Consider the following 13,692-nt stretch of genomic DNA (forward strand, 5'->3'; position numbering starts at 1 on the left):
CGGGAAGACCCCTACGCCTCCGCCGGTCGCTGCCGCTCGGCATCGGCGGCTGCCGCTGCAGCCTCGGCGTCCGCAGCCTCCGCCGCGCGCACCGCATCCCGTCGTCGCTCCACGCGCGAGACCCAGAAGGCGAACGCGATGGCGAGCACGGCGAGGACGGCGATCGTCCAGCCGCCCAGCTGCGAGGCGCCGAAGAAGAGGCCCGTGAGCGGGTTGGCGCCGTCGACGAGCGACGAGATGCGCGTCGCGCCGTCGGGCAGCTCGAAGCCGGCCGACTGCGCGATCTGCGTGAACGAGCCCGCCGTGGCGGTCGCGATGAACAGGCCGATGCCGATGACGATCGCGCCGCCGATGACCGAGCGCACGATGTTGCCGCGGAAGAGCGGCACCATGATCGCGACGATGAACGGGATGGTCGCGAGGTCGACGAGCGGCAGCACGGTGTTGCCGAGCGGCGCGAGCGCGACCGCCACGATGACCGTGACGGGCACGAGCACGAGCGACGTCGCGAGCACGGCCGGCTGGCCGACGGCGATCGCGGCATCGAGGCCGATGTAGAACTTGCGGCCGGGGAAGCGACGCTCGACGAACGCCTTCGCCGACTCCGAGATGGGGATGAGCCCCTCCATGAGCAGCGACACCATGCGCGGCAGCAGCACCATGACGGCGGCGAGCGACACCGCGAGGGTGAGGATCGCGATGGAGTCGGCGCGCGGGTCGTCGAAGCCGAAGCCGAGGATGCCCAGCAGCAGGCCGAGCACGAAGCCGAGGATCATCGCCTCGCCGAAGACGCCGAAGCGCTTCTGGATCGTGGCGGGGTCGGCGTGCAGGCGGTTGAAGCCGGGGATGCGGTCGAAGACCCAGTTGAGCGGCACCGCGAACACGATGTACGGCGCGGCGGTGCCGTGCGGGAACGAGATGTCGGGGAAGCCGAAGTACTTCTGGATCCACGGCGCGGAGAGGTCGGCGAGCGCGAGCACGACGGTCATGTGCACGGCGGCGGCGGCGATGCCGAGCCAGAACGACTCGGTGACGGCGGCGACGAGGGCGCCGACGAGCGCGGTGTGCCAGAAGTTCCAGAGGTCGATGTTGAAGGTGCGGGTCATGCCCGTGGCGAGCAGCACGATGTTCACGAGCAGCCCGAGCGGGATGATGATGGCACCGACGGTCGAGCCGAACGCGATCGCAGCCGACGACGGCCAGCCGACGTCGATCGTCGTGAGGTTCACGCCGAGGCTCTGGGCGATGCCGGTCGCGGCGGGGCCGACCTGCGTGCCCATGAGGCCGATGACGAGGTTGATGCCGATGAAGCCGACGCCGATGAGCAGGCCGGCGCGGATCGCCTGCGGCACCTTCTGGCCGAGGATGAGGCCGAAGATCGCGATGAGGAACGGCAGCGTGATCGAGGCGCCGAGCGCCGAGAGGTAGCCGCTGACCGCTGCGAGCGTGTCGGTGAACCAGTCCATGAGAGCTCCTTTGCTCCTACGGTGGCCGATCATGCCGCCGCGGATGCGGCGGCGCGCCCCGGCTAGGCGAGATGGGTGCGCAGCTGCGCGAGGGCGGCGTCGGTGCCGACGCCGGTGAGGAAGGGCAGGCCCTGCACGACGGGCACCTGCACGGTGGCAGGCACCTGGGTGGTGGCGACGATGACGTCGGCGTTCGTGCCGCCCGAGACGAGGTCGGCGACGGCGCCCTGCGTGATGGTGGCGTCGATGCCCTCGGCCTCGACGAACGCGCGCACCTTCTGCACGACGACGGTGGAGGTGGCGACGCCCGTGCCGCAGACGACGAGGATGCGCTTGCTCATTCGGATGCTCCTTCGCAGCGGGACGACGTGCTGCCGATCCTCCCACCGATCTGGCGGATGTGCGTGCGGCGCGCACATCGGTGCCGCAGGATGGAGCGACGAGCTGCGAGGAGCGAGCGATGACCGACACGATGCGAGCCCTGCCCGACGCATGCGCCGTGGGCGTCGTCGCCGCGGATGCCGTGGGCGTGCTGCGACAGGTCGCCGACCTGGCGATCCGCGCGGGCCACGCGGCGCCGTCGTTCGGCGACGCGCTCGTGACGCGCGAGCGCGCGCATCCGACGGGACTGCCGACGCTCGTGCCCGTCGCGATCCCGCACGCGGATCCCGGCCACGTGCTCGAGGCGGGCTTCGCGGTCGCGACGCTCGCGCATCCCGTGTCGTTCGGCGTCATGGGGACGGCAGACGACCGCGTCGACCTCGACATCGTCGTCGTGCTGCTCGTCACCGAGGCGCACGCGCAGGTCGAGGTGCTCGCCTCGCTCGTCGACAGGGTGCAGCGCGACGGCTGGGATGCGCCGCTGCGCGCGGCGCGCACGCCGGCCGAGCTCGCGGCGGCGTTCGACGCGCTGCTCGCCGGCTAGCGTCTACGCCTCGGCGAGCAGCGCCGTCGCGAGGGGCTCGTCGATCACGAGCACGTCGACGAGCGAGCCCGCGAGCGCCGCGCGCACCGCGGGCGCCTTGCGGGCGCCGACCGCGACGGCGACCACCGTGTCCACGCCCTGCAGCGCGTCGAGCTCGATCGCGACGACGCGGCGGTCGACGGGGGAGTCGACGGGGTGGCCGGCCGCGTCGAAGAAGCGCGTGCAGCAGTCGCCGACGGCGCCCGACTCCTCGAACGACGCCTGCTCGTCGGCGGAGAGGTTCGTGGACTCGACGATCGCCGCGGAGGCGCCGGAGCCGACGACGCCGATGCCGACGATCGCGATCTGCGCCTTCGCCGCCGACTCGAGCACCGACCCGATGGTCGACTCGCGCAGCAGCCCGTCGCGCAGCGTCGCCGACTCGACGACCGCGGGCGCGTAGAGGCGTCGGTGGTTCGCGCCGAGCCGCGTGGCGAGCGAGCGCACGAGCACGTTGCCGTCCTGCGCCGAGTCGACGATCGAGAGGCCGCCGACGAGCGGCAGCACCTCGAGGCGCGGCCGCGAGCGGCCCGACTCGACCGCGTCGACGACCGCCTGCACGCTCGCACCCCACGACAGCGCGATCGCGCCCTCGTGCGGCAGCTCGCGCTCGAGCCACTCCGCGCCGAGCAGGCCCACGCGGCCCAGGTCGTCGTCGGAGCCGCGCGCGACGCGCACCTCGCGCAGCCCGAAGCGCTGCTGCAGCAGCGTCTCGAGGTCGGAGGCTCGGCCGAAGGGATCCGTGATGGTGATCGTCACGATGCCCGCCTTGCGCGCCTCCGCGAGCACGCGCGAGACGTTCGAGCGGGAGACGCCGATCGCGTCGGCGACCTCCGCCTGCGACAGCCCGTCGACGTAGTACAGGGTCGCTGCTCGCACGAGCATCTCCTGCGAGCGGGCGGACGGCATCGGACTCCCTCATCGAGACGGCGTGCGCCGATCCTATGGCGCGCACGGCCCGCACGAGCGCAGCGACGCCGCGGGCACCGTAGGCTCTCACGGTGACCATCCGCATCCACGACTCGCGCGCGCAGCGCACCGTCGACCTCGCGCCCGTGCGCGCGGGCGAGGTGTCGTTCTACGTGTGCGGGCCGACGGTGCAGTCGAGCCCGCACGTGGGGCATCTCCGCAGCGCGCTCGCCTACGACGTGTGGCGTCGCTGGCTCGAGCACCGCGGGCTGCGCACGACGCTCGTGCGCAACGTCACCGACATCGACGACAAGGTGCTCGCGAACGCGACCGACGACGAGGCCTGGTTCGCGCTCGCGTACCGGATCGAGCTCGAGTTCACCGCCGCGTACCGGGCGATCGGCATCCTGCCGCCCACCTACGAGCCGCGCGCGACGGCGTCGATCCCGCAGATGCAGGAGCTCATCCAGACGCTCATCGAGCGGGGGCACGCGTACGCGGCCCTCGACGGCTCGGCCGACGTCTACTTCGACGTGCGCTCGTGGCCCGAGTACGGCTCGCTCACGCGCCAGCGCCTGGAGGACCTCGAGCCGGCAGGCGACGCCGACCCGCGCGGCAAGCGCGACACCCGCGACTTCGCCCTCTGGAAGGCGTCGAAGGCCGACGAGCCGACGACCGCCTCGTGGGCCTCGCCGTGGGGCGACGGCCGGCCAGGCTGGCACATCGAGTGCTCGGCGATGGCGCGCCGCTACCTCGGCGACGCGTTCGACGTGCACGGCGGCGGCCTCGACCTGCGCTTCCCGCACCACGAGAACGAGCTCGCGCAGTCGACCGCCGCGGGCCTCGACTTCGCGAGCGTGTGGAGCCACAACGGCACCGTGAACGTCGACGGCGAGAAGATGTCGAAGTCGCTCGGCAACTCGATCTTCGCCCACGATCTGCTCGCCTCCGCCAGGCCCATCGTCGTGCGCTACTTCCTCGCGACGCCGCACTACCGCTCGGCGATCGACATCCGCACCGTCGAGGGCGTGCTCGCCGACGGCTCGCTCGCGGAGGCCGAGGCGGCGTTCGCGCGCATCGAGGGCTTCCTCGAGCGCGCCGGCAGGCTCGGCGAGGTGCAGGTCGGCGCCGTGCCGGATGCGTTCGCCGCCGCCATGGACGACGACCTCTCGACGCCGCAGGCCGTCGCGGCGATGCACGACGCCGTGCGCGCCGGCAACGCCGCGATCGACGCGGACGAGCGCGACGCGGCGCTCGCGGCAGCCTCCGCCGTGCGCGGCATGCTGGGCGTGCTCGGCCTCGACCCCGCCGATCCCGCATGGGGTCCGACGGGCGGGGGAGCGGCGGACGCCGCCCTCGGCCGCCTGGTCGAGACGCTCATCGCCGATCGTCGCGCCGCGCGCGACGCACGAGACTTCGCAGCCGCCGATCGCATCCGCGACGCCCTCGCAGCATCGGGCATCGCCGTGGCGGACGGCAAGGACGACACCACCTGGAGCATCGCATGAGCAGCAGCAACAACAAGCCGCAGCGGCCCCGAGGCAAGAAGGGCGCCACGAAGGGCACCGGCGGCAAGAACCGTCGCTCGCTCGAGGGCAAGGGCCCGACGCCGAAGGCCGAGGACCGCTCCTGGCACCCCGCCGGTCAGCGCAAGGCCGCCAAGGAGCGCCTCGCCGCGGCGCAGTCGCGCAGCGGCCGCCCCGCCCAGTCGCAGCCGCCGCGCCACCGCAAGCCGTCGAGCGCGAAGGACGACTCCGAGCTCGTCACCGGTCGCAACGCCGTGCTCGAGGCGCTGCGCACGCGCATCCCCGCGACGGCGCTGTACGTCGCGGCGCGCATCGAGGTCGACGAGCGCGTGCAGGAGATCCTGAAGATCGCGACGTCGCGGCAGATCCCGATCCTCGAGGTCATGCGCCCCGAGCTCGACCGCATGTCGGGCCCGGACACCGTGCACCAGGGCATCGCCATCAAGGTGCCGCCGTACGAGTACGCGCACCCGGGCGACCTGCTCGACCGCGCGGCGAAGGCGAAGGAGCCCGCGCTCATCGTCGCGCTCGACGGCATCACCGACCCCCGCAACCTGGGCGCGATCATCCGCTCGGCCGCGGCGTTCGGTGCCCACGGCGTCGTCGTGCCGCAGCGCAGGTCGGTCGGCGTCACGGCGTCGGCATGGCGCACGTCGGCGGGCGCCGCGGCGCGCACGCCCGTCGCGATGGCGGCGAACCTCACGCGCACGCTCGAGGAGCTGAAGGCCGAGGGCGTCTTCGTCGTCGGGCTCGACGGCGACGGCGACGTCGACCTGCACGAGCTCGAGCTGGCGGACGGCCCGCTCGCGATCGTCGTCGGCAGCGAGGGCAAGGGGCTGTCGCGGCTCGTCGCCGAGACGTGCGACGCGATCGTCTCGATCCCGATCACGGCCGCGACCGAGTCGCTCAACGCCGGGATCGCCGCATCCGTGACGCTCTACGAGGTCGCGAAGCGCCGCAAGGGCTGAGCCTCAGACGAGGTCGCGCCAGTCGACCTCGAGGTCCTCGTCGCCGATCGGCTGCCCGTTGGGGCCGATGATCGGGATGGGCACCGTCTGCGTCGACACCTCGAGCACCGCCGCCTCGTCGCGCCGGTGCTCGAGCACGTCGACGATGTACGACTGCACGGCCTCGGCGAGCGGCACGCCGCGCGACTCCCGCTCGGCGATGTACCAGCGGTGCTCGAGCACCTGGTGGAACACCTCCGCGGGCTCGAGCTTGCCGCGCAGGTGCCGCGGCACCGCCTGCACGATGGGCTCGAATCGCGACACGAGCCAGTCGTGCGCGAGCTGCTCGTCGTCGGCGTCGCTCTCACGTCGGCGCTGCGCGGCCGCGAACTGGTCGAGGTCGTTGAGCATGCGCCGAGCCTGGTTCTCCTCGGCGTCGAGGCCCGTGAGGCCCAGCAGGCGCCGGTGGTGGTGGCCGGCGTCGACGACCTTCGGCTGGATGCGCACGCTCGTCCCGTCCGCATCCGTGCGGATCTGCAGCTCGTCGATGTCGAAGCCGAGCGCGTTGAGCCGCTCGACCCGCTCGTTGATGCGCCACCGCTCGGCCTGGTCGAACTGCTCGACCGCCGTGAGCTGCGCCCACAGCTCGCGGTACTGCGCGACGATCGAGCCCGCCACGTCCACGGGGTCCTGGCCCTCGTCGAGGCGCCCGCCCGCCTGCAGGTCCAGCAGCTCGCCGGCGATGTTGACGCGCGCGATCTCGAGGTCGTTCTCGCGCTGCCCGCGCGACAGGCCGCCGGGGTAGAGCTTGCCGGTCTCGGCGTCGACGAGATACGCCGCGAAGGCACCGGCGTCGCGCCGGAAGAGCGTGTTCGACAGCGACACGTCGCCCCAGAAGAAGCCCACGAGGTGCAGGCGCACGAGCAGCAGCGCCAGCGCATCGACGAGCCGCTGCGCCGTCGCCACCTTGAGCGAGCCCGAGTAGAGCGCGCGATACGGCATCGAGAACTTCAGGTGCCGCGTCGCGAGGATGGTCTCGAGGGGCTCGCCGTGCTCGTCGACGCGACCGGCGACGACCGCGAGGGGCTCGACGCACGGCACCTGCAGGCGGCCGAGCCGGCGCAGCATGTCGTACTCGCCGCGCGCCATCTCGTCGCTCGTCTCCTTGAGCGCGACCACGCGCCCCGAGAGATGGGCGAAGCGCACGAGGTGCCGCGAGATCCCCTTCGGCAGGGTGACGACGACGTCGTCGGGCCACTGGTCGAGGGGGAGGTGCCACGGCATCTCGAGCAGGGTCGCGTCCATGAGGGCGGACGTGATGCGCAGGTTGCCGCTCATGCTGCGAGCCTAGCCAGCCGACGCTCGGGTCGCCGGGCTAGCGTGCACCCCATGCGCTCTCGCGGCAGCCGTGCCTCCGTCCTGCTCGCCCTCGTGCTGCTCGTGACGGGGTGCGTCGCGCTGCCGCCGGCGCCGCAGCCGCCGGCCGGCACGGCCACCGGTGGCGCGAGCATGCCCGCGAACATGGCGAGCCATGGGCTGCTGCTGCTGCCCTCGGGCCCCGTGGAGACGCCCGAGGCGGGTCCGACGCCCGTGCCGAGCGTCGTCGACGACTCGGTCGTGCACATCCAGCTGTACCTGGACCCCAGCTGCTCGCACTGCGGCGACTTCGTCGAGACGAACGCCAGCCTGCTGGCGACGCTCATCACCGACGACGTCGCAGCCGTCGAGGTGCATCCCATCGCGATCCTCGATGCGTCGACCGGCGGAGCGTCGTCGCGAGCCGTCGCGGCGATCGCTGCGGCCGTCGACGAGGACCCGGCGATGGCATGGGCCCTCATCGTGCTGCTCCTGCCGACGATCGACGCGCATCCGGGCGGCTTCCCCCTCGAGCGGCTCGTGCAGGCGGCTGAGGGCGTGGGCCTCGACGAGGCGACGATCGCCGCGATCGAGACGGGCGAGTTCGAGGAGTTCGCCGCGCTCGCGACCGAGTGGGCGACGACGAACCCCATCCCGGGCACCGACGAGATGGTGACGGGCACGCCGACCGTGCTCGTCGACGGCGAGCGCTTCACGGGCGCGCCGACCGACGGGGCCGCATTCGAGGCGCTCGTCGCCGCGCACCGCTGAGCCGCGCGCACGACGAAGGGGCGGAGCCCATGGCCCCGCCCCTTCGTCGTGCGCTGCGCGCTAGAGCCGCTCGCCGGTCTCCGCGTCGAACAGGTGGAGGTGCGATGCGTCGGGCACCGCGAACACCTGGTCGCCGATGTGCGGGTGGCTGCGGCCGTCGACGCGGGCGACGAGGCTCACGCCGCCAGTCGCCTCCGCCTCGGTGTCGACCGCCTCGGAGACGTCGACGATCTTCGACGACTGCGCCGTGCCGTACAGGTAGCCGTCGGCGCCGAGCTCCTCGACGAGGTCGACCTTGATCGGCAGGCCGGAGCCCGTCGGCGAGATCGTGAGGTCCTCGGGGCGGATGCCGACCGTGATCTGCTTCGCCTTCGCGAGCGTCTCGCGGGGGATCGGCACGACGTGGTCGCCGAACAGCACGCCCTGGTCGTTCGTCGGCAGCTGCAGCAGGTTCATCGCCGGGCTGCCGATGAAGCCGGCCACGAACACGTTCGCGGGGCTCGCGTACAGGTCGCGCGGCGTGCCCACCTGCTGCAGGATGCCGTCCTTGAGCACCGCGATGCGGTCGCCCATCGTCAGGGCCTCGGTCTGGTCGTGCGTGACGTAGACCGTCGTGACGCCCAGGCGACGCTGCAGCGACGCGATCTGCGTGCGCGTCTGCACGCGCAGCTTCGCGTCGAGGTTCGACAGCGGCTCGTCCATGAGGAACACCTGGGGCTGACGCACGATGGCGCGACCCATGGCGACGCGCTGCCGCTGGCCACCCGAGAGGGCCTTCGGCTTGCGCGACAGGTAGGGCTCGAGGTCGAGCAGCTTCGCGGCCTCGAGCACGCGCTCGGCGCGCTCGTCCTTGCCGACGCCCGCGATCTTGAGGGCGAAGCCCATGTTCTCCGCCACGGTCATGTGGGGGTAGAGGGCGTAGTTCTGGAACACCATCGCGATGTCCCGGTCCTTGGGAGGCATGTCGGTGACGTCGCGGTCGCCGATGAGGATGCGACCGTCGTTCACCTCCTCGAGCCCGGCGAGCATGCGCAGGGTCGTGGACTTGCCGCAGCCGGAGGGGCCGACGAGGACGAGGAACTCGCCGTCCGCCACCTCCAGGTCGATCGCATCGACTGCGGGACGGGTGCCACCCGGGTAGAGACGGGTTGCCTTGTCGAACGTGACAGACGCCATCGTCATCCTCCTTCACCGGCAGGTACGTGCCGGACGATCCTTCGTGAATGGAAGCGGGACCTCGTAGTCCCGTGTGCTGACACTCTTGCATAGGCGCGGCGGAAGTTCATAGCGTTCGCCCGTATCCTGGTCTGCGGCCCCACGACCCCGACGAGGACCGATGACGAACGATCGACGACTCACGAAGAACGAGCGACGCACGCAGGCGCGCGAGGCTGCCAAGGCGCAGCAGCAGAAGCGCCAGCGCGACGAGCGCCTGAGGAAGGGGCTCACGATCGGCGGCATCCTCGTGGGTGCGATCGCGATCGTGGCGATCGTCACGCTCGTGATCGTCAACGCGATCCGCCCGCCGGGCCCCGGCCCCGAGAACATGGCGTCCGACGGCATCGTCGTCGGCCAGGGCTACGTCGCCGAGACGACGCCGGCGCTCGCCGCCGACGAGGCGCCCGTCGCCACCGACGAGCGCGACGACGTCGTGCAGATCGTCATCTACCAGGACTACCTCTGCCCGTACTGCGGCCTCTTCGAGACCACGAACGGCGAGGCGATCGACCAGCTGATCTCCGACGGCGTCGCGACGGTCGAGTACCACCCGGTGTCGTTCCTCGACCGGCTCTCGCTCGGCGAGGAGTACTCGACGCGGTCCGCGAACGCCGCCGCCTGCGTCGCCGAGGCGTCCCCGGACAGCTTCTACGCGTGGAACACGCTCATGTACGAGAACCAGCCCGGCGAGAACACCGAGGGTCTCACCGACGACGAGATCATCGGCCTCGCCGAGCAGGCCGGCGTCGACACGAACGCGGCGTTCACCGAGTGCGTGGAGTCGGTGCAGTTCGAGTCGTGGGTGCAGCGAGCCACGCAGGATGCGCAGCTCGAGCCCGGCCCGTCGGGCGAGGACGGCGTGCAGATCACCGGCACCCCGACGGTGCTCGTGAACGGCGAGCAGTACCGCGGCCAGCCCGGCGACGGCGCCTCCTTCACCGCGTTCGTGCAGGCGGCGCTCGGCCAGGTCACCGGCGAGACGGCCACCGAGTCGCCGGCGCCCAGCGAGTCGCCGGCGCCCAGCGAGTCGACGCCCGCGCCGAGCGAGGGCTGATGCGCCTGCGCACCCGACGGGCCGGCGCCGGCCTGGTCGGGTGCGCGGCGCTGCTGCTCGTCGCGGGCTGCGCGCAGGGCGTCGAGCCCATCGGGCCCCAGTCGCTCGGCGAGCTGTCCGCCGCCTACGTCGACGCCGGCGGCGCGTGCACCGACCTCGTGGAGCAGTACCGCGCATCCGACGACGACCCCGCCGTCGCGACGTGCGGCACCGACACGGTGCTGACGCTCGCCGCCGACGACGCGCAGGCCTCGCGGCTGCGCACCGGTGCCCTGCTCCACGACGTGCCCGTGCTGTGGTCGGGTCGATGGATGGTGCAGGACGCCGACGTCGAGGCGCTGCAGGAGACGATCGGCGGTCAGATCGCCCGTCTCGAGCCGGCCGACGGCCCAGCGAACCTCGCCGACGCGCTCGTGGTCGACGCCGACGGCGTGGTCGAGCAGGATGCCGTTCCCGCGGATGGCGAGCCCGACGCGGTGCCGGCGGACGGCACGGTCGTGACCGTGGTCGTCGACCCGACGTGCGAGTACTGCGCGCGCTTCCTCGAGGCGAACGGCGACCAGCTCGCCGAGTGGGCGGCGGACGGCACCGCGACGATCGCCTACGTGCCCGTGGCCATCGACGACGCCGTCGAGTCCGGCTACGCGTCGTCGCTCGGCGTCGCGGCGCTCGCGTGCGTCGCCGACGCGGAGCCCGATGCGGCGCTGCCGTTCATCGAGGCGATGCTCGAGCGCAACGTCGACCTCGATGCTGCCGGCGTCGTCGAGCTCGCCGACGAGGCCCTCGACGGCGCGGGGGACTGCGTGACGCAGGGCACGTTCGCGTGGTGGACGCGGCAGGCGACCGAGCGCGCGCTCGCGGGGGCGCTCCCGGACGACCAGCCGCTCGGCGGCGTGCCGAGCGTCTACGTGGGCGACCGTCTGTACTCGGGCGACGTGGCCGACGCCGGGGCGTTCGCGGCGTTCGTCGCAGCGGGCTGACGCTCGCCCGGCGCAGCCGGCGGGGAGGCGGCGCTCGAGCGAGCGGCGCCGTCGAGCCTCCTGCCGGACTCGAACCGGCCACCTTCGCATTACAAGTGCGGTGCTCTACCTGATGAGCTAAGGAGGCGCTCGCAGCATCCTCGCACGGCTTCGGCACCCCGCGGCGCGCCCGCCGCACGGATGCGGGAGGTGCCGGCGGCGGCACGTGCCGCGCGTAGGCTGGCTCGGTGCGCCTCGTGTGGATCCTCGCCGCCTTCGTGGGCGGCCTCGCCATGGCCGCGCAGAGCCGCGTCAACGGCGAGCTCGCCGTGCGGATCGGCGACGGCACGACCGCGGCGCTCATCTCGTTCGGCATCGGCCTCGCGCTCGTCGGCCTGCTCTCGATCCTGCTCCCCGCGGGTCGTGCCGGGGCGCGACGCATGGTCGTCGCGCTCCGCGAGGGCCGCCTGCGCTGGTGGTACGCGCTCACGGGCCTCTTCGGCGCCGTCGTCGTCGCGTCGCAGGGACTCGCGGTGCCGACGCTCGGCGTCGCACTCTTCACGGTCGGCATCGTCGCCGGCCAGACGCTCTCGGGCCTCGCAGTCGACCGCATGGGCATCGGCGTGCTCGCGGCGAAGCGCATCACGCCGCAGCGGGTGCTCGGCGCGCTGGTGACGATCGCGGCCGTCGGCGTGGGTGCCGCCGCGGGCGGCTTCCAGGCGTCGTCGATGCTGCTCGTGCTGCTGCCGCTCGTCGCGGGCATGCTCATCGCCCTGCAGCAGGCGTTCGCGGGCCAGGTGCACCACCACACGCAGTCGGCGCTGACGCAGACGACGTCGAACTTCCTCGTCGGCACGCTCGCGCTCGCGGTCGTCGTCGCCGTGCGCCTCGCGTCCGGCGTCGAGCTCCAGGCGCTGCCGGGGGAGTGGTGGCTCTACCTCGGCGGCCCGCTCGGCTGCGCCTTCATCGCGATCGCGGCCGTCGCGGTGCACCGCATCGGCGTGCTCGCGCTCGGGCTCGCCTCGATCGCAGGCCAGGTCGTCATGGCCCTGGTGCTCGACCTCGTGGCTCCGACGTCGGGGCATCCCGTGTCGGTGCTGTCGTACGTCGGCGCCGGCCTCGCGATCGCCGGCGTCGCCGTGTCGACGCTCCGCCGTCGGCCGCCCGCCGCGGCCTGACGCCGCAGCGTCGCCGCGTCAGCTGCGCGGGTCGGTCAGGACTTCGGCGTGAAGTCGAGGGCCACCGAGTTCATGCAGAAGCGGTCGCCCGTGGGCGTCTGCGGCGCGTCGTCGAAGACGTGGCCGAGGTGGCTGCCGCAGCGCGAGCACCGCACCTCGGTGCGCAGCATGCCCAGCGAGCGGTCCTCGATCAGCGTCACCGCACCCGGGTCCGCCTGGTAGAAGCTCGGCCAGCCGCAGCCGGAGTCGAACTTCACCTCGTCGCTGAAGAGCTCCTGGCCGCACGCGCCGCACGAGTACACGCCGTGGCGGTTCTCGTCGAGCAGCGCGCCCGTCCACGGGCGCTCGGTGCCCGCCTCGCGCAGCACCTGGTACGCCTCGGGCGACAGGCGCTCGCGCCACTGGTCGTCGGAGGGGGCCTGGAAGTCGCTCATGCCTCGATGCTACGCGCCGGGTCGGCTCGGCGCCGCAGCGCGGGCTACGCCGTCGGCGAAGGTATGATCGGTGCTCATGTCCGAGCCGGAGGACGCCGACGATCTCACGGCGCTGCAACGGTCGATCCTCGACTTCGAGGGGTCGGCGCGCACGCACGCGGGAGCCAAGGCGAGCGCGATCCGCGCACGGTTCGGATGGTCCACGACCCGCTACTACCAGCTGCTCAACGCGCTCATCGACACGGAGGCCGCCCTGCGATACGACGCCATGCTCGTGCGCAGGCTCCAGCGCATCCGCGATCGCGGGGAGGCATCGTGACCGACCGCTTCGACGACGCGCCGCGCATGGGGCGCGTGGGCGTGCACCGATCGACCGAGCGCACCTGGTGGCGGTGGTGGATGACGGCGATCGTCGCCGCCGCCGCATGCGTCGTGCTCGTGGTCGGGGGCCTCGGCGCCCTGCAGCTGCTGCAGGTCGGCAGCGTCGACACGAGCCTGCCGACCGGCCCGGAGGCGATCACCGATCCGTCGGCGCTGCCGGAGGGCACCTCCATCACGCTGCTCGACGCCTCCGGCACCGGCGCCGCCGACGCGGTGGCCGCCACGTTGCAGTCGGGAGGCTGGCCCGTCGCGGCCGTCGCCGACGCGAGCGAGCAGCGCGCGACGACCACCGTCTACTACCAGGGCGCCGACCTCGAGGCCGCGGCGCTCGGCGTCGCGCAGGCGATCGGCGTGGATGCGACCGAGGCGACCGACCAGGCGCTCTCGGGCTCCACGATCACGGTCATCGTCGGGTCGGGCGCCGCACCCGAGCCGTCCTCGACGCCCTAGGGCCGCTGAGCGGCGCTCGGCCACGCCCACCCGTCCCCCAGGGCGGCCCTGTAGCCTCCCCCGCACGACTCGGCGAGGT

15 protein-coding genes and 1 tRNA gene are annotated in these 13,692 nt (G+C 72.8%); 9 read left to right on the top strand and 7 right to left on the bottom strand.

From position 1 onward, the window contains the following. Positions 1-11: 11 nt before the first annotated feature. A complete protein-coding gene (locus tag FS793_RS13765; protein ID WP_144721302.1) occupies positions 12-1,466 on the bottom strand; it encodes a PTS galactitol transporter subunit IIC in 1,455 nt (484 codons plus the stop codon). A 62-nt stretch (positions 1,467-1,528) separates the two neighbouring features. Next, positions 1,529-1,807, bottom strand: coding sequence for a PTS sugar transporter subunit IIB (locus tag FS793_RS13770; protein ID WP_144721304.1), 279 nt, complete (start codon positions 1,805-1,807; stop codon positions 1,529-1,531). A 119-nt stretch (positions 1,808-1,926) separates the two neighbouring features. Here FS793_RS13770 and FS793_RS13775 point away from each other — a divergent pair, with 119 nt between their 5' ends. Further along, on the top strand, positions 1,927-2,391 hold the full coding sequence (locus FS793_RS13775; protein ID WP_144721306.1) for a PTS sugar transporter subunit IIA: 465 nt from the start codon (positions 1,927-1,929) through the stop codon (positions 2,389-2,391). A gap of 3 nt (positions 2,392-2,394) precedes the next feature. Here the strand turns inward: FS793_RS13775 and FS793_RS13780 are convergent, their stop codons facing one another. Then, positions 2,395-3,339, bottom strand: a complete 945-nt coding sequence (locus FS793_RS13780; RefSeq protein ID WP_222123766.1) for a sugar-binding transcriptional regulator — start codon at positions 3,337-3,339, stop codon at positions 2,395-2,397. Between the two features lie 92 nt (positions 3,340-3,431). Between FS793_RS13780 and cysS the strand changes: the two genes are divergently transcribed. Beyond that, complete coding sequence (gene cysS, locus FS793_RS13785; protein WP_144721308.1) at positions 3,432-4,847, top strand: cysteine--tRNA ligase; 1,416 nt, start codon at positions 3,432-3,434, stop codon at positions 4,845-4,847. After that, on the top strand, positions 4,844-5,833 hold the full coding sequence (rlmB, locus tag FS793_RS13790; protein ID WP_144721310.1) for a 23S rRNA (guanosine(2251)-2'-O)-methyltransferase RlmB: 990 nt from the start codon (positions 4,844-4,846) through the stop codon (positions 5,831-5,833). Before cysS ends, rlmB begins: the two co-directional genes overlap by 4 nt. A gap of 3 nt (positions 5,834-5,836) precedes the next feature. On the opposite strand, the gene FS793_RS13795 is transcribed toward rlmB, so the two are convergent. After that, positions 5,837-7,150 carry a DUF4032 domain-containing protein gene (locus tag FS793_RS13795; protein WP_144721312.1) on the bottom strand — a complete coding sequence of 438 codons (1,314 nt, stop codon included), beginning with the start codon at positions 7,148-7,150 and terminating at the stop codon, positions 5,837-5,839. A 51-nt stretch (positions 7,151-7,201) separates the two neighbouring features. Here FS793_RS13795 and FS793_RS13800 point away from each other — a divergent pair, with 51 nt between their 5' ends. Beyond that, complete coding sequence (locus FS793_RS13800; RefSeq protein WP_144721314.1) at positions 7,202-7,939, top strand: DsbA family protein; 738 nt, start codon at positions 7,202-7,204, stop codon at positions 7,937-7,939. A gap of 60 nt (positions 7,940-7,999) precedes the next feature. Here the strand turns inward: FS793_RS13800 and FS793_RS13805 are convergent, their stop codons facing one another. Beyond that, the gene (locus FS793_RS13805; RefSeq protein ID WP_144721316.1) at positions 8,000-9,115 is read right to left on the bottom strand and encodes an ABC transporter ATP-binding protein; all 1,116 of its coding nucleotides are present in this window, start codon (positions 9,113-9,115) and stop codon (positions 8,000-8,002) included. 160 nt (positions 9,116-9,275) lie between these two features. Here FS793_RS13805 and FS793_RS13810 point away from each other — a divergent pair, with 160 nt between their 5' ends. Both FS793_RS13810 and FS793_RS13815 read left to right on the top strand, forming a co-directional pair. Then, the gene (locus FS793_RS13810; protein ID WP_144721318.1) at positions 9,276-10,211 is read left to right on the top strand and encodes a DsbA family protein; all 936 of its coding nucleotides are present in this window, start codon (positions 9,276-9,278) and stop codon (positions 10,209-10,211) included. Beyond that, positions 10,211-11,191, top strand: coding sequence for a DsbA family protein (locus tag FS793_RS13815; RefSeq protein WP_144721320.1), 981 nt, complete (start codon positions 10,211-10,213; stop codon positions 11,189-11,191). Before FS793_RS13810 ends, FS793_RS13815 begins: the two co-directional genes overlap by 1 nt. Before the next feature lie 54 nt (positions 11,192-11,245). Here FS793_RS13815 and FS793_RS13820 read toward each other — a convergent pair. Beyond that, a tRNA-Thr gene (locus tag FS793_RS13820) sits at positions 11,246-11,318 on the bottom strand. A 100-nt stretch (positions 11,319-11,418) separates the two neighbouring features. On the opposite strand from FS793_RS13820, the gene FS793_RS13825 reads away from it, so the two are divergent. Next, a complete protein-coding gene (locus tag FS793_RS13825; RefSeq protein WP_144721322.1) occupies positions 11,419-12,348 on the top strand; it encodes a DMT family transporter in 930 nt (309 codons plus the stop codon). Positions 12,349-12,383: 35 nt separating this feature from the next. Here the strand turns inward: FS793_RS13825 and msrB are convergent, their stop codons facing one another. Next, positions 12,384-12,782, bottom strand: coding sequence for a peptide-methionine (R)-S-oxide reductase MsrB (gene msrB / locus FS793_RS13830; protein ID WP_144721324.1), 399 nt, complete (start codon positions 12,780-12,782; stop codon positions 12,384-12,386). Between the two features lie 76 nt (positions 12,783-12,858). Between msrB and FS793_RS13835 the strand changes: the two genes are divergently transcribed. After that, a complete protein-coding gene (locus tag FS793_RS13835) occupies positions 12,859-13,101 on the top strand; it encodes a DUF3263 domain-containing protein (RefSeq protein ID WP_092502632.1) in 243 nt (80 codons plus the stop codon). Beyond that, positions 13,098-13,613 carry a LytR C-terminal domain-containing protein gene (locus tag FS793_RS13840; protein ID WP_186329530.1) on the top strand — a complete coding sequence of 172 codons (516 nt, stop codon included), beginning with the start codon at positions 13,098-13,100 and terminating at the stop codon, positions 13,611-13,613. Before FS793_RS13835 ends, FS793_RS13840 begins: the two co-directional genes overlap by 4 nt. Positions 13,614-13,692: the final 79 nt, after the last annotated feature.

The sequence above is a fragment of the Agrococcus jejuensis genome (genome assembly GCF_007679035.1).
GTDB lineage: Bacteria > Actinomycetota > Actinomycetes > Actinomycetales > Microbacteriaceae > Agrococcus > Agrococcus jejuensis_A.